This window comes from Bradyrhizobium zhengyangense (genome assembly GCF_022012555.1).
GTDB classification, from domain to species: domain Bacteria; phylum Pseudomonadota; class Alphaproteobacteria; order Rhizobiales; family Xanthobacteraceae; genus Bradyrhizobium; species Bradyrhizobium zhengyangense.
The window spans coordinates 210,993-234,845 of the sequence record NZ_JAKLTZ010000003.1; the positions used below are offsets into that span (position 1 = coordinate 210,993).

A 23,853-nucleotide genomic window follows, 5' to 3' on the forward strand; every position below is an offset into this window, starting at 1 on the left:
TTTCCCGGCCTCGCTCAGGCCTCGCCGAGATCGGGCGCCGTCAGAATCCCCTGGCGCAGCGCTAATCGGACCAGCTCGATGTCGGAGCCGACGCCGAGCTTGTCCTTGATCAGCGAATGCAGATTCGCGACCGTCTTCGGACTGACGTGGAGTGTCTCGGCGATCTCCTCCGTCGTGTTCTCGGCGAGCAGCAGCCGTAACACCTCGAATTCGCGCGGCGTGAGGACATCGGCGGCCGAGCTCTCGCCGCTGATCCGGCTCAGCGCAAGCTCGTGGTCGATGTCGGGGCTGATCGCGATCTTGCCGGCGAGCACATCCATCACGGCGCGCACCAGCGTCTCGGGCGGGCTGGTCTTGGTGACGTAGCCTCTCGCGCCGGCGCGGATCGCCTGTACGGCAAAGCCGGCATTCTCGTGCATGGTGAAGACGAGGATCTTGGCCGCCTTGTCCCATTGCCTGATGCGCCTGACGGCCTCGACGCCGCCGATGCCGGGCATGCTGAGATCCATGATGACGAGATCGGGCGCCTCCGACTTGAACAGGCGATAGGCCTCGGCCCCGTCGCCGGCCTCGGCGATGACGCGCAGGCCCGGCTGCTTCTGGAGCACGGAACGATAGCCTTCGCGGACCACGGAATGGTCGTCGACGAGCAATATGGTCGCGGTCATGCCGCGTGCTCCAGCGCTTGCGGGCCAGCGGCCGTGAGCGGAATGATGGCACGCAGTGCGGTGCCGCCGGCAGGGCCGGCCTCAAAGCTCAAACGGCCGCGCAGCGCCGCGACGCGCTCGCGCATGCCGAGCAAGCCCATGCCGGATTTCGCCGCGGGATCGGTCGAACGTCCGTCGTCATCGATGGCAAGCACGATCTCGTCGGGATGCATCGTCAGTTCGAGATTGACCTTGGTCGCGCTGGCATGCTTGGCGGCATTGGTCAGTGCTTCCTGCACGATGCGGTAGAGATTGGCGCTGATCGTGGCTGGCAGCGTCTCAAAGGTGCCGTCGAAACGAATGGCAAAGCGCGTCTCGCCGCGGCTACGCCCGTTCCACCCCGCAACGAGGCCCTCGAGGCTGGCGACGAGGCCGAGTTCCTCGACGTCAGGCGGACGCAGCCGGAACAGCGCGCCGCGCAGTGTCTCCATCATGCCCGATGCGGTGCGCGCGATGCCGTCGCATTCGCCGAGCAGGGAAGGACACTCCTGCGCCGCGGTCTGGCGGGCGGAGGAGGCGAGGGCGCGGATCGCGGCGAGCGACTGGCCGAACTCGTCGTGCAGCTCGCGGGCGAGGTGTCGGCGCTCCTCGTCCTGGAGCGCGATCAACTTTCGAGTCAACTCGGCGCGCTCGGCGAGCGCCGTGTCGAGGCTTTCGGCGAGATGGTTGAAGACGTCGCGCACCGCCGAGAGCTCGGCGAGGTCGAAGGGTGGCAGCCGTGCGGTGAGGTCATTGGCGGCAATCCGCTCGAGGCCGGCGCGGATCATGTGGGTGGGGCGTAGCGCGCGGGCGAGCGCGGCATAGACCAGCACGCACAACAGCGGCAGCGCGATCGCAAGCGCGAGCATCAGGCGGCCGGCTTCGTGCCAGGCCTCGGCCGTCTGCACGGCCGGGTCGACTGACACGACGGCCTCGCCAAGCTTCGTTCCGCGCAGGATCACAGGTCGTGCCGCCTCGCGGCCGGGGTCGAACAGGCCATGGTAGAACGCCGTGAATATCTGCGGCGGCAGGTCGGCCGTGACAGGCGCGCCGCTGCAGAAGCGCTGGATCATTTCGCCGGCCGGCCCGCGGAACGCCAGACAAAGGCCGGGCGTCATCACATAGGCCGAAACAGGATCGAGGTTGGGAAAGTCCGCGCGCGGGCTCGCCGTCCAAAGCACCTTGCCTTGCTGCAGCTCCAACGTCTTCGCGACGATGGCGGCGATGTCGTCGATGCGCGCATGTGCGGCGCGGTCGGCCGTGATCAGGAAATAGGCCGATATCGCGGCGAAGCAGGCGGCCGATATGGCCGCCACGCGCAAGGTCAGGCGGACCTTGAGATCGAATCTCGGGCGGTTCCACATGGGCGGGCACCTGACGCGAACGGAATTGTCGCCCGCGCATTAAAGGGCAGAACGGCAGCTGCAGAAAGCGGCACCCTTGCCGCAGTGCAACGTCGTGAAATTTTCCCGGAACTGATCGGGAGCACGCTGGCTGCGGGGTTGGAAACGTCCGTCTAGCCTAGAGGTCTTTCGATCATGCGAGGCCCGTGATGCGCCGTACCCTGTCGTTGCTGCCACTTCTCGTTCTTCTCACGGCCGGCCTGAATGGCCGAGCGGCCGCCGAGACCACGATTGCGCTCGACGATTTCAGCTACACCGATACCTCGGCCGAGCCGGTTGACCAGAGCGCGGCCCATGAACGGCGACTGCAGGCGTTCATGGTCGCGCTCCGGCGCGACATCGCTGCCGACCCGCGCTACCGGCTGGCGCCGTCGGTGAAGGAGGGGGCGGCGTTCAAGGTGATCGGCGGCATCCAGAAGACCAGCACTCTGGTGCAATGGGCCAAGGTCGCAGTGATCGACGTCGGCGCCAAAAAGGTCGTCATGGACAAGCTCTACACCTTCCGCGGCGACAACGACGAATCGTGGGACCGCGCCGAGATGTTTGTTTCCCGCGAGGTCATGGCTGCGCTCGCCGCATCCGCACCGGTCGCGCTGGCGGTGTTTGATTTCGAGCTCGAGGATACGACAGCGGCAGCAGTAGGTGCGTCTGCAACATCGGATGCGTCCACCCTCGCGGAAGTCACCGGCAGCGTGCGCGAGGCGCTGGGCCAATCCGGCCGCTACCGCCTCGTCGATGTCGGGCCGGCGAACGAACAGGCGGTGAAGGCGCATACGCTCCGCGACTGTGAGGGCTGCGAGGCGGCGATCGCACAAAAGCTCGGTGCGGATCAGTCGCTGATCGGCGTGGTGCGGCGGGTCAGCCGCACCGAATATACGCTCGGCTTCCAGGTCCGTGACACCAGGACCGGTGCGGTGCTGGCGCGCGGCGACAGCGGCTTGCGCCTCGGCGCCGACTATTCGTGGAAGCGCGGCGCCGTCCGGCTCGTGAGCGAAAGGCTGGTCGCGACTCACTAGCTCAGAAGGTCAGCTGCACCTTCATCGACTGAGAGCGATCGCTGGCGAGCTCAAACGCGGCGACTGCGTTCTCGAACGGCATGGTCGCCGTGATCAGCGGCTTCACGTCGATCAGGCCTTCGCCCATCAGCCGGACCGCGAGTTCGAACTCGGGATCGAAGCGGAAGGTGCCGCGCAGCTGCAATTCCTTGGCGACGATGGAATTGATCGGCAGCGTCATTTCACCGCCAAGGCCGAGCTGCACCAGCATTGCGCCGGGGCGGAGCACGTCGAGCGCGGTGCGTAGCGCGGCCTGATTGCCGGAGGCTTCGAACAGCGTGTCGAACACGCCCTTGCCGGCGCGCCAGGGATCGAGCGCGGTGGCATTGGTGGCGACGTTGATCGCGTGCGTGGCGCCGAGCTTGCTGGCAACGGAGAGCGGTGCATCAGCCACGTCAGTGACAACGATCTCAGAGGCACCGCCGAAGCGCGAGACCAAAATCATCAAGGCACCGATCGGGCCGCAGCCGGTGATCAGCACGCGCTTGCCAAGGAGGGGGCCGGCCTGCTTGCCGGCATGCAGGCAGACTGCGAGCGGCTCGGCGACCGCGGCTTCCGCCAGCGACAGCTTGTCGGAGATTGGCACGGCCTGCGTTGCGTCGACCGTGATGAATTCGCGAAAGCCACCCTGGACATGGGGAAAGCGCATCGCGCTGCCGAGGAAGCGCATGTCGAGGCACTGGTTGCGCATGCCCTCCTGGCAATGCAGGCACTGGCCGCACGGCTTGCTCGGATTGACCGCAACGCGCGTCCCAGATTTCACGCCGCTGACGCCGTCGCCGACCGCCGCGACCACGCCGGCGATCTCGTGACCCAGCGCCATCGGCTGCTGAATGCGAACAACGCCGAAGCCGCCGTGATGGTAATAGTGCAGGTCGGAGCCGCAGATGCCGCCATTGGCGATCTTGACACGGACCTCGCCCGGGCCGGGCGCCGGATCAGGATAATTGTCGATCCGCAGATCCTTGGGGGCGTGAATGACGACGGCGCGCATGGTCTTGTTTCCTGGTGTTCGCGATTACATCGCGGCGATCATGCCGCCATCGACATAGATGATCTGGCCGTTGACATAGGTGGAGGCGTCGGAGGCGAGGAAGATCGCCGCGCCGACCAGCTCGTCCGGCTTGCCCCAGCGCTTGGAGGGGATGCGGCCCATCAGCCAATTGTTGAAATCGGGGTTGTTGACCAGCGCCTCGTTCATGTCGGTGAGCATGTAGCCGGGGCCGATCGCATTGGCCTGGATGCCGTGCTGAGCCCATTCCACCGCCATCGAGCGGGTCAGGTTCTTGATGCCGCCCTTGGCCGCGGTGTAGGGCGCAATCGTCGGGCGCGCCAGCTCGCTGCCGAGCGAGCCGATATTGATGATCTTGCCGTGCTTGCGCGGGATCATCCGCTTGCCGGCCTCGCGGCCGATCACAAAGGCGCTGGTGAGATCGGTCTCGATCACCTTGCGCCATTCGTCAGTGGTGAACTCGACCAGCGGCTTGCGGTGCTGGATGCCGGCATTGTTGACGAGGATGTCGACGGCAATGCCCTTCTTGTCGAAGTCGTTGAAGGCGGCGACGATCGCGGGCTCGTCGGTGACGTTGAACGCCGCACCTTCGGCCTGATGGCCGGCCGCACGAAATTCGGCGACGGCTTGCTCGACGCGCTTGGGATCGACGCCGTTGATGATGATCCTGGCGCCGGCCTTGGCCATGCCTTCGGCGATGGCGCGGCCAAGCCCGCGGGAGGAGCCGGTCACGAGTGCGGTGCGGCCGGAAAGGTCGAACAGGGCGGTGCTCATCTCAAAATCCTCAAACGTTGGAGCGGCGCGCGATCAGATCGGAGCGCTCGAAGACGGCGGGCAGAAGGTCGACGCCAAGGCCGGGGCCTTCCATCGGGAAGACGTAACCGTCCTTGATCACGGGCATCGTGGTGACGAGCTCATTGTACCAGCCCTTGTAGAAGGCGCGCACCGATTCCTGGATCAGCGTGTTGGGCTGGCTGAAGGACATGTGGATGGCGGCGATGAAGCCGATCGGGCCAATACAGTCATGAGGAGCAAAAGGCCGGTGATAGGTCTCGGCCATGGCCGCGATCTTGCGGCCCTCGGTGAGGCCGCCGGTCCAGCAAAGATCGGCCATCACCACATGCATGGCGTCGCGATCGAGCATGTCCTTGTAGGGGAAGCGCGAGCCCAGCGTCTCGCTGGCGCAGACCCAGACATCGGTCGAACGGGCATATTCGGCCAGCGCCTGCGGCGAGTTCATGCGGATCGGGTCTTCGTACCAGGTCGGCTTGTAGGGCTCGAGTGCCCGCGCGATCTGCTTGGCGGTCGGCAGATTCCACAGCGAGTGGAGCTCGACCATGATCTCCATCTTGTCGCCGACCGCTTTGCGGATCTTCTCGAACGGTTCGATCGCCTGTTTCATCTGCGCGGCAGTGATGTGGAGACCCTTGTTCTCCTGGGCCGCCGGATCGAACGGCCAGATCTTCATCGCGGAAATGCCGCTTTCCAGCAGGCTTTCGGCCAGCGCATCGGCGCGGTTCATGAAGCCGTCGAGATCTTCGTAAGGACCCTTGGACGCGCCGAGATTCCAGTTCGAGACCGGGCTGATATTGGTGGAGCGGACATATTGCGTGCCGGCGCAGGTGTTGTAGATGCGCTGCTTGTCGCGGCAGAGGCCGCCGAGCATCTGGTGTACCGGCTGATTGCAGACCTTGCCGAACAAATCCCACAGCGCGATGTCGATCGCTGACGCTGCACGATATTCAACGCCGGTCGACGACTGCGCCATCGGCAGGTTCAGCATGTCGCGATGGATCGCTTCGATGTGCAGGGGATTACGGCCGAGCAGGCGGCCGGCAAAGGTGTCGTGGATCTGCGCCTCGATTGCGCCCGCGCCATAGAAGGTCTCGCCGAGACCAATCACGCCGCTATCGGTGTGAACGCGCACCCAGATGACGTTGGAGAATTCCTCGGTTCGCAGCGTCTCGATCGACGTGATCTTCACGGCAAGTCCTCCCGTCAAAGGCGCCTCGCGCCCGTCGTGTTTTCATTTCGCACCGCAGCATGATGAGGTGTCGGCGGAAGTCTTAGCGCCGCTTGTAATATATCACAACATGTTTTAAGGATGCCACAAACAAGGCGCCGCCCTGCACTGCGAGAGCACAGGCCGACGGGAGGAAATTCGATGGCACGGCGCAAGCGGGCGCTCGAGGTGGTGAGATCGGAGGACGGAGTGGGCAAGCCCTCTCGGCGCAACCGTCTCAACTTCTTCGAGCTGGCCTATCAAAGGATTGAAGAGCTCCTGGTTCATTGCGAGCTGAAGCCTGGCCAGTTCATGACCATGCTGGAATTGCAGCAGATCACCGGCTTCGGCCGCACGCCGGTGCATCACGCCGTCAATCGACTGTCCGCCGATACGCTCATCATCATCCGTCCGCGTCACGGCCTGCACATCGCGCCGATCGATCTGGCGCGCGAGCGCATGCTGCTGGACCTGCGCCGCGATATGGAGCGTTTTGTCATTCGCCTCGCGGCAGATCGCGCCAGCCTGTCGCATCGCAATCAGGCTCTGCACATCGAGCGCCTGCTGCGCGAGCGTCGCGCCACCCTGACCCTCGACGAGTTCAACAGCATCGACCGCCGCATCGATGCGCTGGTGCTGGAAGCTGCGGGCGAGCCGTTCCTGGTGCACACGCTGCGGCCGCTGCACACGTTGTATCGCCGCATCGGCTACATCCATCACCGCTTCATGCCGGGACAGGCCGATCTCTCGGGAACGATCGACCATCACCTCGGTATTCTCAGTGCCGTTGCGAACCGCCGCGTCGAGGACGCCGTCAAGGCGAGCGATGCGCTGATCGACTACATGGGCCAGATGTTCACGGGCATGGAGACGGGGATCGATCCGCGCCTGCTCGACTGCAGCATCGAGCCGCTGCTCGGCGCTTAAGAGGACTCGGCACCAAAAGAGTTTTGAAGAAGGGATCAAACATGTCGACTATGGCCATGCCGCAACCGACCGCGAGTGAAACCGCGGTCCGCTACCTCATCACCAATTACAGCCCCAAGGGCAACAAGGTCGGCTGGCTGATGATGGCCTCGATCCTGGTCGAGGCCTGGGACCTCTATTCGATCGCCTTCGTGCTGATCTTCATCAAGGAGCAGTACAATCCCGATCCGCTGATGCTCGGCCTTGCCGCCGCGGGCACGCAGGGCGGCGCGCTGGTCGGTGCGCTGCTCGGCGGCTGGCTGTCCGACAAGATCGGCCGCCGCGTCATGTTCCTGATCACCATGGTGATGTTCATCATACTGGCCCTGGCGCAGGCCTTCGTGCCCAGCGTCGGCTGGCTGGTCGTGATCCGCTTCCTGCTCGGCGTTCCGCTCGGCTCCGACATCTCGACCGGCTACACTTACATCATGGAATCCATGGCCAAAGGTGAGCGCGAGGTCATGGGCAACCGCTGGCAATTCATGTTCGCCGTCGGCGAGGTGCTGACCATCGGCGTCATCGTGATCTTCCTGCTGCTCGACATCCAGCACGAGATGCTGTGGCGCGTGACGCTCGGCCTCGGCGCGGTGCCGGCGCTGATCATCCTGGTGATGCGCCACGACGTGCCGGAGACGGCGGTGTGGCTGGTGCAGAAGGGACGCTACCGCGAGGCCAAGCAGGTCGCGCGCGAGATGTTCAACGACGATCTCGCCATGCTGCCGGACCAGGACGTCGAGGTGCCGAAGGTATCGACCCGCGCATTTCTCGCCGACCTCAAAAAGGATCCGATCCGCTGGCGCGCCACCATCTACGGCTGGATCGCCTGCTTCGCGCAAGGCAGCGAGTTCTCGACCTTCGCGTTCTATCTGCCGGTGCTGTTCGTGATGGTCGGCGTGTCGAGCGTGCTCGGCAACAATCTGGTGACGATGGGCCTGTTCTGCTTCGCCGCGCTGTCGGGCTGGGTCGGCCCCCTGTTGACGCCCAAGATCGGCCATCGCGGCATTGCGATTGCGGGCTTCTCCATCGTGCTGGCTTCGCTGCTAGTCGCGGCCTTCGCGCTCTACACCGACAACAAGATGCTGCTGCCGTTCGCGGCCGCCGCGATGCTCTGGGGCCATTATTGGGATGCGTCGAACTGTATGACGATCCCGACCATGGTCGCCAAGCCGAAGTACCGCGGCACCGCCAGCGGCTTCGCCTACATGTTCGTGAAGCTGCCGTCGTTCCTGGCGATCTTCCTGTTCCCGTCGCTGTTCGCGGCGATCGGGCAGGCCAGCGCGACACTGTTCGTCGCGATCTTCCCGCTGATCGGATTGCTTGCTGCAATCTTCATTCTGCCGGAAGTCTACGGCTACGAGAACGACTGACGACAAGCTATCCGGTCGCGGCCTCATGGCCGCGATCGGTTTGCCCCAAGCCTACGGGCTCAGGAAGACGGGATCGATCCCGGTCGCGGTGTGGCCGAGCAGGCCGATGGCCTGAAGCTGGGCGCTGTGCAGGTCGATCTGCACGACGGCTAACAGGACCAGCAACACGACGGTGCTGAGGACCAGCATCGGATGGGATGCTTCGCCCGGCGCCGAAAAGCCGTGAAGCGAGCGACGCAGGGAAAAGCTCTGCGGCAATGCCTTTGATTGAATTTGCATGATGAACCTCCTTGCCGCGCCCCAAGAGGCTGCGCGACAAGGTGCAGTATAGGTTCGGCTATCCGCGCCACATTGATGCGCCGCAAACTGCGCGCGATTAATGGATCGCCGCCGCGAGCGCCGCGATGAGGGCTGGCGGCATCACCAGCAGTCCGAGCTTGAGGAACGGCCATGCGCCGACCTCGATCTTCTCCCGCCGCAACGCGACCAACCAGAGGATGGTGGCGAGGGATCCTGTGACCGACAGGTTGGGTCCGAGATCGACGCCGATCAGGATGGAGCTGATAACGGGCGCGGGCAGATGGTCGCTGGCGGTGACCGAGCCTGCGACGAGTCCGACTGGCAGATTGTTAGCGATGTTGCCGGCGATCGCGGTGGCGATGCCGACACTCCAGGCGGCTTTCGTCACGGATTGTTCCACAGCCTGATGCAGCAGTGCGCTGAGCTGGCCGATCACACCCGTCTTGATCAGCGCCTCCACCATCACGAAGAGACCGCCGACCAGCGGCAGGACGCTCCAGGACACGCCCCTGAGCACCGGCAGCGGCGATTGGCGGCTGATCAGCAGCACGATGGCGGCCGTCACCACGCCGCAGATGAAGGTCGGCAGGCCGAGCTGCTTGTCCAGCGCCGAGGCCGTGACCAGCACGATACCGATCGCGACGATGCCCGCGGCCGTCAGCTTGCCGCCGCGGCCGAGCTCGGGATGCAGCACGCTGCGCGCGATGGTCTCGTCCTTCAGTGCGCGGTGCTGGGTCAGGCGCAGTACGATGTAGGTGAGCAGGATCGATGCGGCCGAGGGCATTGCGAACAGACGCAGCCATTCGGTGAGCTGCGGCATGCGCGCACCGAACACGACGAGGTTGGCGGGATTGGAGATCGGCAGCACGAAGCTCGCGGCATTGGCGATGAAGGCGCAGACGAAGAGATAAGGCAGCGGCTTGGCGCCGGCCGCCCGTGTCGCCGCATAGACGGCCGGCGTCAGCACGATGGCGGTGGCGTCGTTGGAGAGCAGCACGGTGACGACGGTGCCGACGATGTAAATCAGCAGGAACAGCCGTTGCGGCGAGCCACCGGCATATTCCACCGCAAGTGCAGCGAGATAGTCGAACAGGCCTTCGAGCCGAGCCAGCTCGGCGATCAGCATCATGCCGATCAGGAAGAGGTAGACGTCAACACCCTTCTCGATGCCGTCAAGTGCATCCTGCCACGGCAGGAAGCCGAACAGCACCAGCGCGCCGGCGCCGAGCACGGCCCAGATCGCCTCGGGCAGGCGGAAAGGGCGGATGATGACGCCGGCGGTCGCGGCGACGATGATGCTCCAGGCCCAGATGGCGTGAGACGGCACGTTCAATCCCTATGGAAAGAGTTCATTCGGCAGCGATAGCGGAAGCCGGCGCTGATGTCTTCCCCTGCCGGCGCGGGGCGCCGTCGGCGACTTGTCGCGTCTCGGGGAGGGCGAGCAGGCAAATGGCCGCGCCGATCGCGGCGATGGCTCCGAGGGTAATGAAGGCCGCGCTGTAGCCGGCGCCGACCACGACGAAACCGGCGAGGGTGGTCGACAGCGCGGCGCCAATGCTCTGGGCGGTGATCACGGCGCCCTGCGCGACGTTGAAGCGGCCGGTGTTGCGCATGAGATCGGCGACGATGACGGGAAAGATCGCGCCAAAAATGCCGGCGCCGACGCCGTCGAGCAGCTGCACGCCGACCAACCAGAGCGCATTGTCCGAGAGTGTGTAGAGCGCCCCACGGATGGGCAGGATCAGCAGCGCGGCGAGGAAGAAGCGCTTATGGCCCCAGCGATCGGCTCTTGCGCCGACCAGCATCGCGAAGGGCACCATCACCAATTGAGCCGCGACGATGCAGGCCGACATCAGGGTGGTGCCCATGTTCTTGTCCTGGAGCGCGAGCTTCTGTCCGACCAGCGGCAGCATCGCCGCGTTGGAGAGGTGGAAGAGCAAAACACAGATGGCGAAGACGAGGAGAGGGCGGCAGGTCAGGAGCACGGCAAGACCTGAGGGCTGTTCGCGCGATGCATTGGCGTCGTCCAGCCCGCGTGCAAGCTCGTGGTCGATGGCCCGTTCGGGGATTGCGAGAATGCTGACGAGGCTCGCAACCGCCATGGCACCAAGAAGATAAAACACGACGGTCGGCCCGAACCAGTAAGCGGAGACACCGGCAAGCCCGGCCGCGACCGCGTTGCCGGCGTGGTTGAAGGTCTCGTTGCGACCAATTCGACGGGTGAAGGCGGCATGGCCGAAAATGCCGAGCGAGACGGCGGCGATCGCGGGCGGAAAGATCACGGCGGCAGCCTGCGCGATGCCTTGCGAGATCGCGACCGGAAGGAAAGCGGGAAACAGGGGCAACGACAGTGCCGCCAGCGTCACGAGAATGGCGGCGGCTGCCATGACTGACCGTTTCGCCCTGATGGCATCGACCAGCGCGCCGGCCGGTGTCTGCGCTACGATGCCCGCGATAGTCGCGATCGACATCACGAGGCCGATCCGCGCCTCGTCCCAATGCTGCTCGGTGAGGAGATAGACCGCGAGATAGGGCCCGAGCCCGTCGCGGACGTCGGCGAGGAAGAAGTTCGCCGCATCCAGCGCGCGGCCTGCCTGCGTTGCCTGATCGGAGTTTTCGTTCGGCATCGGTGTCTCGATCGAGGCAGGAAAGCGCCCCGGCAGAAACCGATCCCTCATGACCTTGGTTCCCGGCTAGAACTTCACGGCTAGGAGAACAGCGCCGGCACCGATCATGGTGATCCCGATCCAGCCCTGCGCTGTCGGCCGCTCGCCGAGAAAGGCGAAAGCGAACAGCGCGACCAGCACGACGCTGAGCTTGTCGATTGGCGCCACCAGCGTCGCTGGGCCGAGCTTCAGGGCGCGGAAATAACACAGCCACGACGCGCCGGTTGCGAGCCCCGACAGCACCAGGAACAACCAGGTCTTGGACGAGACCGCAGAGGGGACGGTGAACTGTCCGGTGAAGAACAGCAGCACCGAGAACGCGAGAAGCACGACGATGGTGCGGATGAAGGTCGCGAGGTCGGGATTGATATTCTCGATGCCGACTTTTGCGAAGATCGCGGTCAATGCGGCAAAGCAGGCGGAGAGCAGCGCCCAGGTTTGCCAGGCGGAGAAGAGGGCCGGTTTCATGGGAGATCTCTCTTACCTCGCCACCGACAGCTTCTCCGAGATCGCCTTGCGCAGGATGCGCGAGAGCGATTCCACCGAATACGGCTTCTGAATCAACTCAAATCCGCGATGGGCGTTTTCAGCGAGGACGTTACTGTAGCCGGAGGTGAGCACGACGGGAAGGCCCGGATAGCGCTCTCGGATGACGCCGGCGAGCTCGACGCCGTTCATGCCGGGCATGATGACGTCGGAGAACACCAGATCGACCGCAAACTCGTTCTCGCCGAGGATAGCGAGCGCGGCCGACGCGCTGGCGACGCGGCGGGTGACGTAGCCGAGGTCTTCCAGCAGCTCGGTCGAGAACTGGCCGACATCGTCATTGTCCTCGACCACAAGCACGCGATAGCCGCGTCCGGTGGTGGCGCCTTCGCTAGTGAGCGCGGCGGCTTCCTTCTCGGCCGCGGGGCTTTGAGCCTGCGGCAGGTAGATGGTGAAGGTCGCGCCTTGGCCTGCCGTGCTCGTCACGGCGATATCGCCTTCGGACTGCTTTGCGAACCCAAAAGCCTGGCTGAGGCCGAGGCCGGTGCCCTTGCCGACCTCCTTGGTGGTGAAGAAGGGCTCGAAGATCGCGTCGATATTTTCCGGCGCGATGCCGCTGCCGGTATCGGCGACCGAGATCGCGACATAGTCGCCGCCGCGCGCCGACTGTGCCCGCAGGTTCGGGATGCCCTGGACCTTGCGCACTGAAATGGTGAGCCGGCCTTCACCGTCCATGGCGTCGCGGGCATTGATGGCGAGGTTGATCAGCGCGGTCTCGAACTGCGCGATGTCGGCGACGGTGAAGCAATCGGCATCGTTGATCTCGACGGCAATCTCGATGCGGCCACCGACCAGCGGCCGGACCAGCTGGGCCACGCCCTCGACCTGGCTGCCGACATTGAAGATCTGCGGCTTCAGCGGCTGTCGGCGCGCGAAGGCCAGCAGCTGCGCGGTCAATTTCGAGGCGCGCTCGACGGTGTCGGAGATGGCATCGACATAGCGGCGGCGGCGCTCCTCCGGCAGCTCGCGCCGCCGCAGGAAGTCTGTGGCCGAGCGGATGATGGTGAGGAGGTTGTTGAAATCGTGCGCGACGCCGCCGGTGAGCTGGCCGATCGCCTCCATCTTCTGTGACTGCCGCAGCGCTTCCTCGCCACGGCGACGCTCGGTGATGTCGACGGCCTCTGGCACCGCGCCGGTGATGTTGCCGTGGCGGTCGAGCACGGGGCGCATGCCGAACTCGAAATCACGCTCGCCGATGGGCAGGCGCAGCCGCATCTCAAGTCGCACTGCTTCGCCTTTCAGCACGGTGTCGAAGGCCTCACGCACGGTTGCGCTCATGCGTTCCGTGCCGGTGAACCAGGGCGTGTCCCAGAACGGCTTGCCGATGACCTCAGCAGAACTCGCCTTGATGCCGTCGAGCGCGGTCTTGTTGGCGTAGAGCAGCTCGCCCTTCAGGTTGACCAGACCCTGATACTGGTTGCTGGTCTCCAGGATGGCGCGCAGCCGGGCCTCGTTGGATTCGAGCTCGGCGGTGCGCTCGGCGATGCGCTCTTCCAGCGTCTCGTTGAGCTTTCGCAGCTCGATCTCGGCCTGCTTGGCGACGGTGATGTCGTGGGCGACGCCGATGAAGCCGATATGCTTGCCGGTCGGGTCCCAGCGCGGCTGCGATTCCGAGCGCAGCCAGCGCCATTCGCCTGACGCGTCCCTATAGCGGGCCTCGAGCACGAACGGTTTGAGCGACGCTTCGCCCTGAACCGATTGCTGCAACACATGCGGCAGGTCGTCAGGGTGCAGCACCTTGCGCCAGTCGAAGGCGATAGCCTGCTCGTAGGGCAGGCCGACGAAGTCGACATAGGCCTGGTTGGCGAAGGAGCGCGTGCGGTCGAGCTTCGTCACCCAGATCGGCACCGGCGCGCTGTCGGCGATCAGCCGAAACCGCTCCTCGCTCTCCCGCAGCGTCTCGCGCGCGAGCGCCTGGTCGGTGATGTCGATATGGGCGCCGACGAGGCGGCTGGCGCGGCCGTCGCGGTCGCGCTCGATCTTGGCGACGACACGGATCCAGCGGGTCTGGCCGTCGCTTGGGCGGATGATGCGATATTCGGCGGTATAGTCCTCGCTGGTGCTGGCCAGCGCATCGAAGAAATGCTTGACGGTGGCATCGCGGTCGTCGGGGTGAATGCGGTTGACCCAATCCTCATGCGTCTCGTCGGCGCCCTCGGGCGGCAGCCCGTGGATCATCAGATATTCTGGCGAGCGGCGGTTCTTGAAGCCTTCGCGGAAATCGACCTCGAGCCCGCCCACCTTGCCGATGCGCTGGATGCGCGCCAGCTCCGCCTCGCGCTCCTGAAGCGCATGATAGGCATTGTCGCGCTCGCGCGCGATCTCTTCGAGGTGCTGGCGCAGCCTTTCGGCGGCAATGGTCTCGGGCAAAGGATCGTTCAAGGCGTCGGCCGTTGTGATGCGGGGGCGCACGTGCCGAAGCGATATTCACACAGACAAAGCGCGATAGCCATTGCTCAAAAGGGAATAGGTCAAGGAAAGGCCCGCCGCACTGCATGGGGCGGGTATGAACGAACGCGGGGGCTGGCTATTTGTTCCCGAAGAAGGAACGATGAGCGGTCTGCGCGCGTATGTGCGTGGCGCCACATTTGATATCAGTAAGACACCCTTTCCCAAGAGGCTCAATCTTGAAGCTCTTTGTTTGCCAGGATTGCGGCAACGTTCTCTATTTCGAGAACCGAGCCTGCGAACGCTGCGGCCACCGGGTCGCCTTCCTGCCGGACAAGGAGACGATGCCAGCGATCGAGCCTGACGGGGAGGGTTGGAAGACGCTTGCGGACAAGGGCGAACGCCGGATGCTCTGCCGCAATGCCGATTACGATGCCTGCAACTGGCTGACCGATGCAGGCGATTCCACCGGCTATTGCCGTGCCTGCCGCCATAACGGCATCGTGCCTGATCTCTCAGACCCCGCGCAGCTCGCCGGCTGGCGCGAGCTGGAGGTGGCAAAACACCGGCTGTTTTATTCGCTGGTCCGCTGGAATCTGCCGCTTCAGACCCGGCAGGACAATCCCGAGCACGGCCTGATCTTCAATTTCCTCGCCGATGATCCCAACACCGGGCAAAGGATCATGACCGGCCATGACAATGGCCTGATTACGATCGCGCTCACCGAGACTGATACCATCGAGCGCGAGCGGCGCAGGCTGGAGATGGGCGAGCCGTACCGCACGCTGCTCGGGCATTTCCGCCACGAAGTCGGGCACTATTTCTGGGACGTGCTGGTGCGCGAGGGCGGCAGACTGGACGAATGCCGTGCCGTATTCGGCGACGATTCCGCCGATTACGGTGAGGCCCTGCAGCGGCACTATGCCGAAGGGCCGCCGCCGGATTGGCAGCAGAACTATGTCTCGGCCTATGCGACGATGCACCCGTGGGAAGATTTCGCTGAGACTTGGGCGCACTACCTTCACATCGTCGATACGCTGGAGATGGCTGGCGAGTTCGGCATGGAGGTGCGCCCCAAGGTCGACCGCGACGGGGAGTTGTCGACGCGGATCCGTTTCAATCCTTATGAGGCTAAAGGCGTCGAGGCGATCGTCGACGCATGGCTGCCCTTCACCTTCGCCATGAACAGCGTCAACCGCGCCATGGGCCTGCGCGACCTCTATCCCTTCATCCTGTCGCCGGCCGTGGTCGCCAAGCTCGGCTTTATTCACAGCCTGGTCCGCAACGTGGCCAAAGCCGGGAAGCCATAGGGCGGCCAGGGGCTCGCCAGGCCCGTGCCGGTCTTGCGCTGGTACGCCAGAGCGGGCTGGATTTTGCCCGTTGCCTCCGGCCAATTTTGCTGTACCACGACAGGATACGGCCCCGTCCCACCGGCCCGCCAAGGCGTGGGGTAGGGTCCCGCCCAGGGGACGAAGCTCAAGAAAATCATGTTCAAACGCATCCTGATCGCTAACCGCGGCGAAATCGCCTGCAGGGTCATCAAGACCGCCCGCAAGATGGGAATTCAGACGGTTGCCGTCTATTCCGAGGCCGACCGCGACGCCGTCCATGTCGAGATGGCCGACGAGGCCGTGTTGATCGGCCCGCCGGCCGCGGCCGAGAGCTATCTGGTGATCGAGAAGATCGTCGAGGCATGCAAAAAGACCGGCGCCGAGGCCGTGCATCCCGGCTACGGCTTCCTGTCCGAGCGAGAGGCGTTTCCGCGGGCGCTGGAAGCGGCCGGCATCGTCTTCATCGGCCCGAACCCCGGCGCGATCGCCGCAATGGGCGACAAGATCGAATCCAAGAAGGCGGCCGCCAAAGCCAAGGTCTCGACCGTGCCTGGCTATCTCGGCGTGATCGAGGACGACAAGCATGCGGTCCGCATCGCCGACGAGATCGGTTACCCCGTGATGATCAAGGCCTCCGCCGGCGGAGGCGGCAAGGGCATGCGCATTGCCCATTCCAAGGCCGAGGTTGCCGAGGGCTTCAATCTCGCCAAGGCCGAAGCCAAAGCCTCGTTCGGCGACGACCGCGTCTTCGTTGAAAAGTTCATCGTCGATCCCCGCCATATCGAGATCCAGGTGTTGGGCGACAAGCACGGCAACGTCATCTATCTCGGCGAGCGCGAATGCTCGATCCAGCGCCGCAACCAGAAGGTTATCGAGGAAGCGCCGTCGCCGCTGCTCGACGAGGCCACCCGCCGCAAGATGGGCGAGCAGGCGGTCGCACTGGCGAAGGCCGTGAACTATGATTCCGCCGGCACCGTCGAGTTCGTCGCAGGGCAAGACAAGAGCTTCTACTTCCTGGAAATGAATACGCGTCTCCAGGTCGAGCATCCCGTTACCGAGCTCGTCACCGGCGTCGACCTCGTCGAGCAGATGATCCGCGTCGCCGCCGGCGAGAAGCTCGCGTTGACGCAGAAGGACGTCACGCTCACGGGTTGGGCGGTGGAATCGCGCCTCTACGCCGAAGACCCGTTCCGCAACTTCCTGCCCTCGATCGGCCGCCTGGTGAAGTATCGCCCGCCGACGGAAGTGAGCAAGGACGGCATCACCGTGCGCAACGACACCGGCGTGCAGGAAGGCGGTGAGATCTCGATCTATTACGATCCGATGATCGCAAAGCTCGTCACCCATGCGCCGTCGCGCGCGGCCGCGATCGAGGCGCAGGCGACCGCCCTCGACTCATTCTATGTCGACGGCATCAGGCACAACATCCCGTTCCTGTCTGCGCTGATGCATCATCCGCGCTGGCGCGAAGGCAATCTGTCGACCGGCTTCATCGCAGAAGAATTCCCCAAGGGCTTTTCCGTGCGCGTGCCCGAGGGCGAGGTTGCGCGTCGCATCGCCGCGGTAGGCGCCGCCATCGATCACGTGCTGGGTGAGCGCAAGCGGCAGATCTCGGGGCAACTGGGCGGGCGTGTCGTGCAGCGCGAGCGCCGCCGCGCGGTCTGGCTCGACCGCCAGGAGATCCCGCTCGAGGTTGCCCGCGAGGGCGATGCGATCGCGATCCGCTTCGTCGATGCTGACGGCAAGGCCGGCAAGGCGCATCTGTTGCAGTCGTCGTGGAAGCCGGGCGACCCGGTCTGGCAGGGCACTATCGACGGTCACTTCGTCGCGGTGCAAACTCGGCCGATTCCGAACGGCATCCGCCTCGCGCATCAGGGCGTCGAGGTGCCGGTCTATGTCTGGACCGAAGCGGAAGCGGCCTCGGCAAGGTTGATGCCGGTGACGACCGCCTCCGACACCGGTAAGAAGCTGCTCTGTCCGATGCCGGGCCTGATCGTCTCGATCGCGGTGACCGAAGGGCAGGAGGTCAAGGCCGGCGAGACGCTGGCCGTGGTCGAAGCCATGAAGATGCAAAACGTGCTGCGTGCCGAGCAGGACGGCACCGTGAAGAAGATCCACGCCAGCGCCGGCGCGACGCTCGCGGTGGACGCGCTGATTTTGGAGTTTGCGTAAGGGTGTGAGTGAGGCCCTTAGCGGGCCCCACCAATGCCGTCAGTGCGAGCGCAGCGAAGCAATCCAGACTGCCTCCGCGGAAAGACTCTGGATTGCTTCGCAGCGCTCGCAATGACGGAGTATGTTGCGGCTGCGTCGCAACAATTGAGAGGGCACTATGGCCTTTCGTTCTCGCCGCGAGAAATTGCGCTCCATCCTGTCGGGCTCGGCTTGCGTCCATCCCGGCTCGGTCTATGACGCGATCTCGATCCGCATTGCCGAGGATCTTGGCTTTCCGCTCGGCATGTTCGGCGGCTCGGTCGCCTCGCTCGCTGTGCTCGGCGATCCCGATGTCACACTGATTACACTCACCGAGCTTGCCGAGCAGATGAGGCGGATGTCGCGCGCCGCAAGCCTGCCGGTGCTGGTCGATGCCGATCACGGCTATGGCAATGCGCTCAACGTGCGCCGCACGGTGCAGGAGCTGGAGACGGCGGGCGCCGCCGGCCTCACCATCGAGGACACGCTGTTGCCGGCGGCCTTTGGCGAAGCCAAGACGCAGCTGATCTCGCTGGAGGAGGGCCTCGGCAAGATGAAGGCGGCGCTCGATGCGCGCGGCGATTCCTCGCTGGTCATCATGGGGCGAACCGGAGCTGCCTCGATGAGCTCGATCGAGGATGCCATCCGCCGCGCGAGGGCCTATGAAGCTGTTGGCGTCGATGCGCTGTTCTTCACCGGTATCAGGTCGCGCGCGGAGCTCGAAGCCGTCGTGGCCGCGACGCGTCTTCCGATCGTGCTCGGTGGCGCGCCCGACGAATTGAGCGCGATCGATTATCTCACCAGCCAGCGCGTGCGCATCGCGCTTCAGGGCCACGCGCCGATCGCAGCCGCCACGCAGGCCGTCTACGACGTCCAGAAGGCGTTGCGCGAGGGCACATCGCCGAAGGCGCTGAAGGGATTGCCATCGGCGGAGCTGACCAATCGCATCATGCGGGAGGCCGAGGTCAAAGCGCGCAGCGCCGATCTTCTTGGGCTGAAAAAATGAGCCGGGCGATCCTCCAGGTGATGATCCGTGGGCGCGTTCAGGGCGTGGGCTATCGGGCCTGGGTCGAATATCAGGCCAGCGCGAGCGGCCTCGAAGGCTGGGTCCGCAATCGCCGCGACGGCAGCGTCGAGGCGCTGTTCGCGGGGGCGCCGAAGCATGTTGCCGACATGGTCGCGCTGTGCCGCCACGGCCCGCCGTCATCGCGCGTGGACAGCGTGACCAGCGAGACGGCCAGCGTCGATGAGCTGAACCTGCGCCGGGCAGGGGAAGCATTCTCGGTTTTGCCGACGGTGTAGGTGAGCCTGCGGTTTTCACTTCCTTCGGGGAGGTGAGCCATCACCGCGGCAGCTTCGAGATCGCCTCGCTCAGTTCGTGGATCTCATACGGCTTGCGCAGGATCGGGAAGTCGCCGCGGACGCCAGCGGCGGCTTCGCTGTAGCCGCTGGCGAGCAGGATTGGCAGATCTGGGCGCGTTTGGCGCAGGAGATGGGCAAGGCCGAGTCCGTCCATCTTGCCGGGCATGACGATGTCGGAGAAGACGAAGTCGACGCCGTTTTTCTCGAGCTCGCGTAGCGCGGACTCGGCATCCGAAACGCGGCGCACGCTGTAGCCGAGCTGCTCCAGCAGTCCGATGCTGACGTTGGCGACATCTGGGTTGTCCTCGACCAGCAGCACCGTGCCGCTGCCGCGCGCTGGCGCCACCTCGGGCGTTTGGCTCGGTGCGGTCCCAGTTTCGCGCGGCAGCAGGATGGTGAAGGTCGTGCCCTTGCCGAGCTCGCTTGCGACCTTGATCGTGCCGCCGGCCTGATGCGCGAAGCCGTGCACCTGTGACAGGCCGAGGCCAGTGCCCTTTCCGACCGGCTTCGTCGTGAAGAACGGCTCGAAGATCTTGTCGACGACGTCGGAAGGGATGCCGAGCCCGGTATCGGCGACGGTGATGGCGACGTATTCGCCGCTATGGAGCGGATCGTCGAGGATGATGTTGTGCGCGCCGATCGTCACTGTGCCGCCGTCGGGCATAGCATCGCGCGCGTTGATGACGAGATTGAGCAGCCCCGTCTCGAACTCCGAGACGTCGGCCTTGACCGGCCAGACGTCGCGCTCGATGTCGAAGGCCAGGCGAACGGCGCTGCCGACGCCGGCGTAAAGCACTTCGCGGATCGCCTCGATGCGGTCAGCCAGACGGATCGCCTGCGGATTGACGCTCTGCCGCCGCGCGAAGGTCAGGAGTTGGCCCGTCAGCGCGGCGCCGCGCTTGGCGGCGGTCTCGATCGCCGAGATTGCCCGCTGGAACCTGGAATCGTCGGGATCGCCCTTCTTGAGGATGTGAAGGCTGCCGGTGATGATCATCAAGAGATTGTTGAAGTCGTGTGCGACGCCGCCGGTGAGCTGGCCGAGCGCATCGAACTTCTGCGACTCCGCGAGCTGCGTCTGCATCGCGTCGAGCTTCAGCTGCGTGTTGCGGCGCTCAGTGATGTCGCGCGTGATCTTGGCGAAGCCGACCAGGGTTCCGTCCTCATAGATCGGGTCGATCACCACGCTGGCCCAGAAGAAGGTGCCATCCTTGCGGACGCGCCAGCCTTCCTCCTCATAGCGGCCCTGGTCGCGCGCGATGCCGAGCGCACGGGCGGGCCTGCCCTTGGCCCGATCGGTCTCGGTATAGAAGCGCGAGAAATGCTGGCCGAGAATCTCGTCGGGCGAGTAGCCCTTGATCCGCTCGCCGCCGATGTTCCAGCTCGTGATGATCCCGTTGGGATCGAGCATGTAGAGCGCGTAGTCCGCGACTCCTTCAACCAACAGCCGGAAACTCCGTTCGCTTTCGAACAAGTCTCTCTGTTGACTGGATTTTTTGACCATTACGGACCCCGCCTCGACGGGGGCAAACGTCCTGAAGGGCGTTTGGTTCCCGCTTTCTGGGACGTTTTTAGGCAAATATTGCGGACGGTATGCAGGAGGCAAGGCTTCCAACGGCACTTGACACGCAATCGCACATGTCAGATATTTCTGTTATGACAGAAATATCCGGAAAGAAGAAACTCCCCGCCGCGGTTGAGCGCTTCATCCTGCATTGGGGCGACATGGGCGATCAGTGGGGTGTCAACCGCTCGGTCAGCCAGATCCACGGGCTGCTCTATCTCGCCGAGGCGCCGATGACGGCGGAGGACATCGCCGACACGCTCGGCATGGCCAGGTCCAACGTCTCCAATTCGCTGAAGGAGCTGCTCGCCTGGAACCTGATCCGGCGCGTGCCGATCCTCGGCGATCGCCGCGATCACTACGAGGCGGAGACCGACATCTGGGAGGTCGCAGCCCGCATTGCGGCGCGACGCAAGGAGCGCGAGCTCGATCCTGCGATCACTGCGCTGCGGGCCTGCGTGACCGATGCGGCCGACGATCCGACCATCAATCCGGTCGCGAGCAAACGGCTGAAGGAGATGCTCGCCTTCACCGAGCTCGCCGACCACTGGTTCATGCAGATGCTGAAAGTGCCCCGGCCACGGGTGGTCGCCTTGATGCGGCTTGGCGAGAAGATCGCCAACCTGCTGCCGCTGGGCAAGGCCAAATAGGTGTGAGGAGGGTGCGATGACGTCGGCAAGATTATCAGGCTCCAACGCACCAACTTCCGCTCACATCAAACTGCTCGATGACCGCCGCTTCCGTTCGCTACTGTCGGACGAGGATTGGGGCCGATTGCCGCTTGCAACCTGGCGGCGTTTTTCAAAACGCGTCGCCGATGGCGACAGCGTGGTCTATGTCGGCGTGGTCGACGAGGTCGTCTTCAGCGACATCGGCTGGTGGTTTGCGCAAGCCGCGCGCCTGATCGGCGGGCCACTTCCCACGGGGCGTGACACCGGCGTGCCGATGATCGTGACTGTCACCGAGGACGGTGTGACAGGCGGTCAGACCTGGACCCGCATCTGCGCGCGCAAGCGCGGCTTTCCACAGGTGATCCATTCGGCCAAGCGTTTCGCCGGCCCGACCAGGCTGGAGGAATATGTTGGCTTCGGCGTCTCCATGGCCCTGCGCATCGCCGTCGAAGGCGAGGCGCTGACCTTCCGCAGTGCAGGCTACGGCCTGCAGCTCGGGCGCCTCTGGATCCCGCTGCCGCAATGGCTCACGCCGGGTGACCTCACCGTGACGCACAGCGATCTCGGCGAGGGCGCCTTCCGCTTCACCCTCGATGTCATTCATCCGCGTTACGGCGCGCTGATCCACCAGTCTGCGTTGTTCAGGGAGGCCGTATCATGACGGCGCTGTTGTGGACGCTCATAGCCATCCAGATCGTGATGGGCGTATTCGACACCTTTTATCACCACGAGTTCACCGAGCGCCTCGCCTGGCGTCCGTCGCAGCGCTTCGAGCTGAAGCTGCACGGCATCCGCAACATGTTTTATGCGCTGCTGTTCCTCATACTCGGCTGGCTCGAGGCCTATGGCGTGCTGGCGCTGCTGATCGTCGCCGTGCTGGTTGCCGAGATCGTCATCACGCTGATGGATTTCGTCGAGGAGGATTTGAGCCGCAAGCTGCCGCCGAGCGAGCGGATCAATCACACGTTGCTCGCGATCAATTACGGCGCCATCCTGGTGCTGCTGTTGCCGGTGCTGATCGGCTGGGCGATGCAGCCCATCGGTGTAGCGGTCGTGAATCAGGGCCTGCTCAGCATCGCCGCGACCGCCTGCGCGGTCGGCGCGGCGCTCTGCGGTCTCAGGGATTTTGCCGCGATGCGCCGGCTTGGCCGCATGCGAAGCGTTCCCGCGGACGATCTCGTCGAAAAGCTGCCTGGCCGCAAGACCGTATTGATAACAGGCGCCACCGGCTTCATCGGCAGCCGCCTTGCGGCAAGCCTCAGCGGAGCAGGGCACCACGTCATCGCGCTGATCCGCAACCCAGCCAAAGCCGAGATACTGCCGCCGCCGGTGACGCTGATCACTGGCCTCGATCAGCTCACAGCCGACACGCATATCGACGCGATCGTCAATCTCGCCGGCGAGCCGATCGGCAACGGCCTGTGGACCGAGGCCAAGCGCGCAAAGATCATCGGCTCGCGCGTCGATATGACCGGCGAGGTCGTCAAGCTGATCGCGCGGCTCGAACGCAAGCCGGAGGTGCTCGTCAGCGGCTCCGCGATCGGCTGGTATGGCCTGTGGGCGGATCAGGTGCTGACCGAGTCCGCAAAGTCTCACGCCTGCTTTAGCCACGAGCTGTGCGCGGCCTGGGAGAAAGCGGCGCGGCCGGCCGCGGAGCTTGGCGTCCGCGTCGTCAATCTGCGCATCGGCCTTGTTCTCGGCACGGAAGGCGGCTTCATCACGCGCATGCTGACACCGTTCGAGTTCGGGCTCGGCGGTCCCCTCGGCACCGGGCGGCAATGGATGTCCTGGATCGAGCGCGACGATCTCATTCGCCTGATCGCCTATGTAATGGCGACGCCGGATCTCGTCGGGCCCGTCAACGCGACGGCGCCAATCCCGGTCACCAACGCAAAATTCACGGAGGAGCTCGGTCGCCGCCTGCATCGACCTGCGGTGTTCCGCATTCCTGGCGGTCTGCTCCGCCGGATCGGCGGCGGGTTTGCCGACGAGCTGCTGCTCGGCGGTCAGCGCGTGCTGCCGAACAAGGCGCTGAGCCGCGGCTTTGTGTTCCGGCATGAGACGCTGCGTAGCGCATTCGAGTCGATATTGTGAGGTGATGTCATGGCTTGCGCCGCATGTCCTCGTGCTCTTAACGGCTGGTTTCGCGGATGCCTGGCGGCAACTGCGACATTGGGAGTGTTGTCGTTTCTCGCCACAATTCTGTCTCTTCCAGATCGAGGCTTTCCCGATGGATTAGCTCCTATTGTCGCCCCGGTCTTGTTTGCCTTACCAATCGCATTGATCCTCACCTGCCTGCTGAGCGGGATGCCATCAGCGCTTGTGATATGGCTCGGTGAGTCATTTC

Annotated in this window: 21 protein-coding genes; 10 read left to right on the top strand and 11 right to left on the bottom strand. The window is 64.6% G+C overall.

The features are described from left to right. Positions 1–14: 14 nt before the first annotated feature. Positions 15–668: a response regulator gene (locus L6639_RS11545; RefSeq protein WP_237861544.1), complete on the bottom strand. Its 654-nt coding sequence runs from the start codon at positions 666–668 to the stop codon at positions 15–17. Next, positions 665–2,050 (bottom strand): sensor histidine kinase, encoded by a 1,386-nt coding sequence (locus tag L6639_RS11550; RefSeq protein ID WP_237861545.1) that lies wholly within the window; start codon positions 2,048–2,050, stop codon positions 665–667. Before L6639_RS11550 ends, L6639_RS11545 begins: the two co-directional genes overlap by 4 nt. Before the next feature lie 188 nt (positions 2,051–2,238). Here L6639_RS11550 and L6639_RS11555 point away from each other — a divergent pair, with 188 nt between their 5' ends. Then, positions 2,239–3,105 carry a DUF3280 domain-containing protein gene (locus L6639_RS11555; protein ID WP_237861546.1) on the top strand — a complete coding sequence of 289 codons (867 nt, stop codon included), beginning with the start codon at positions 2,239–2,241 and terminating at the stop codon, positions 3,103–3,105. 1 nt (position 3,106) lies between these two features. Here L6639_RS11555 and L6639_RS11560 read toward each other — a convergent pair whose 3' ends face one another. The 3 genes from L6639_RS11560 to L6639_RS11570 are packed head-to-tail and all read right to left on the bottom strand — an operon-like array spanning position 3,107 to position 6,140. Continuing rightward, positions 3,107–4,138 carry an L-idonate 5-dehydrogenase gene (locus L6639_RS11560; RefSeq protein WP_237861548.1) on the bottom strand — a complete coding sequence of 344 codons (1,032 nt, stop codon included), beginning with the start codon at positions 4,136–4,138 and terminating at the stop codon, positions 3,107–3,109. 24 nt (positions 4,139–4,162) lie between these two features. After that, entirely contained in the window at positions 4,163–4,930 is a 768-nt protein-coding gene (locus L6639_RS11565) for an SDR family oxidoreductase (protein ID WP_237861549.1), read from the bottom strand. Positions 4,931–4,940: 10 nt separating this feature from the next. Next, positions 4,941–6,140: a mandelate racemase/muconate lactonizing enzyme family protein gene (locus L6639_RS11570; protein WP_237861550.1), complete on the bottom strand. Its 1,200-nt coding sequence runs from the start codon at positions 6,138–6,140 to the stop codon at positions 4,941–4,943. A 180-nt stretch (positions 6,141–6,320) separates the two neighbouring features. Between L6639_RS11570 and L6639_RS11575 the strand changes: the two genes are divergently transcribed. Next, positions 6,321–7,085, top strand: coding sequence for a GntR family transcriptional regulator (locus tag L6639_RS11575; RefSeq protein ID WP_237861551.1), 765 nt, complete (start codon positions 6,321–6,323; stop codon positions 7,083–7,085). 41 nt (positions 7,086–7,126) lie between these two features. Beyond that, positions 7,127–8,491, top strand: coding sequence for an MFS transporter (locus L6639_RS11580; protein ID WP_237861552.1), 1,365 nt, complete (start codon positions 7,127–7,129; stop codon positions 8,489–8,491). Between the two features lie 51 nt (positions 8,492–8,542). On the opposite strand, the gene L6639_RS11585 is transcribed toward L6639_RS11580, so the two are convergent. From L6639_RS11585 to L6639_RS11605, 5 genes are all read right to left on the bottom strand, one after another. Next, positions 8,543–8,770: a hypothetical protein gene (locus L6639_RS11585; protein WP_237861553.1), complete on the bottom strand. Its 228-nt coding sequence runs from the start codon at positions 8,768–8,770 to the stop codon at positions 8,543–8,545. Between the two features lie 97 nt (positions 8,771–8,867). After that, positions 8,868–10,118, bottom strand: coding sequence for an arsenic transporter (locus L6639_RS11590; protein ID WP_237861554.1), 1,251 nt, complete (start codon positions 10,116–10,118; stop codon positions 8,868–8,870). Between the two features lie 22 nt (positions 10,119–10,140). Further along, a complete protein-coding gene (locus tag L6639_RS11595; RefSeq protein ID WP_237862552.1) occupies positions 10,141–11,418 on the bottom strand; it encodes an MFS transporter in 1,278 nt (425 codons plus the stop codon). A gap of 66 nt (positions 11,419–11,484) precedes the next feature. After that, positions 11,485–11,925, bottom strand: a complete 441-nt coding sequence (locus L6639_RS11600) for an EamA family transporter (RefSeq protein WP_237861555.1) — start codon at positions 11,923–11,925, stop codon at positions 11,485–11,487. 12 nt (positions 11,926–11,937) lie between these two features. After that, positions 11,938–14,415 carry a PAS domain S-box protein gene (locus tag L6639_RS11605; protein WP_237861557.1) on the bottom strand — a complete coding sequence of 826 codons (2,478 nt, stop codon included), beginning with the start codon at positions 14,413–14,415 and terminating at the stop codon, positions 11,938–11,940. A gap of 215 nt (positions 14,416–14,630) precedes the next feature. Here L6639_RS11605 and L6639_RS11610 point away from each other — a divergent pair, with 215 nt between their 5' ends. The 4 genes from L6639_RS11610 (at position 14,631) to L6639_RS11625 (ending at position 19,214) form a co-directional block, all read left to right on the top strand. Then, the gene (locus L6639_RS11610) at positions 14,631–15,701 is read left to right on the top strand and encodes a zinc-binding metallopeptidase family protein (protein WP_237861559.1); all 1,071 of its coding nucleotides are present in this window, start codon (positions 14,631–14,633) and stop codon (positions 15,699–15,701) included. A gap of 177 nt (positions 15,702–15,878) precedes the next feature. Next, positions 15,879–17,894 (top strand): acetyl-CoA carboxylase biotin carboxylase subunit, encoded by a 2,016-nt coding sequence (locus L6639_RS11615; RefSeq protein ID WP_237861561.1) that lies wholly within the window; start codon positions 15,879–15,881, stop codon positions 17,892–17,894. A 157-nt stretch (positions 17,895–18,051) separates the two neighbouring features. Then, positions 18,052–18,918: an isocitrate lyase/PEP mutase family protein gene (locus L6639_RS11620; protein WP_237861562.1), complete on the top strand. Its 867-nt coding sequence runs from the start codon at positions 18,052–18,054 to the stop codon at positions 18,916–18,918. Beyond that, positions 18,915–19,214, top strand: coding sequence for an acylphosphatase (locus L6639_RS11625; RefSeq protein ID WP_237861563.1), 300 nt, complete (start codon positions 18,915–18,917; stop codon positions 19,212–19,214). The genes L6639_RS11620 and L6639_RS11625 overlap by 4 nt, the downstream gene beginning before the upstream one ends. A gap of 40 nt (positions 19,215–19,254) precedes the next feature. On the opposite strand, the gene L6639_RS11630 is transcribed toward L6639_RS11625, so the two are convergent. After that, a complete protein-coding gene (locus L6639_RS11630; protein ID WP_237861564.1) occupies positions 19,255–20,775 on the bottom strand; it encodes a PAS domain-containing sensor histidine kinase in 1,521 nt (506 codons plus the stop codon). Between the two features lie 152 nt (positions 20,776–20,927). Between L6639_RS11630 and L6639_RS11635 the strand changes: the two genes are divergently transcribed. The 3 genes from L6639_RS11635 to L6639_RS11645 are packed head-to-tail and all read left to right on the top strand — an operon-like array spanning position 20,928 to position 23,600. Further along, on the top strand, positions 20,928–21,485 hold the full coding sequence (locus L6639_RS11635; RefSeq protein ID WP_237861565.1) for a GbsR/MarR family transcriptional regulator: 558 nt from the start codon (positions 20,928–20,930) through the stop codon (positions 21,483–21,485). A 16-nt stretch (positions 21,486–21,501) separates the two neighbouring features. Continuing rightward, positions 21,502–22,167 carry a DUF4166 domain-containing protein gene (locus tag L6639_RS11640; protein WP_237861566.1) on the top strand — a complete coding sequence of 222 codons (666 nt, stop codon included), beginning with the start codon at positions 21,502–21,504 and terminating at the stop codon, positions 22,165–22,167. Further along, entirely contained in the window at positions 22,164–23,600 is a 1,437-nt protein-coding gene (locus L6639_RS11645; protein WP_237861567.1) for a TIGR01777 family oxidoreductase, read from the top strand. Before L6639_RS11640 ends, L6639_RS11645 begins: the two co-directional genes overlap by 4 nt. Positions 23,601–23,853: the final 253 nt, after the last annotated feature.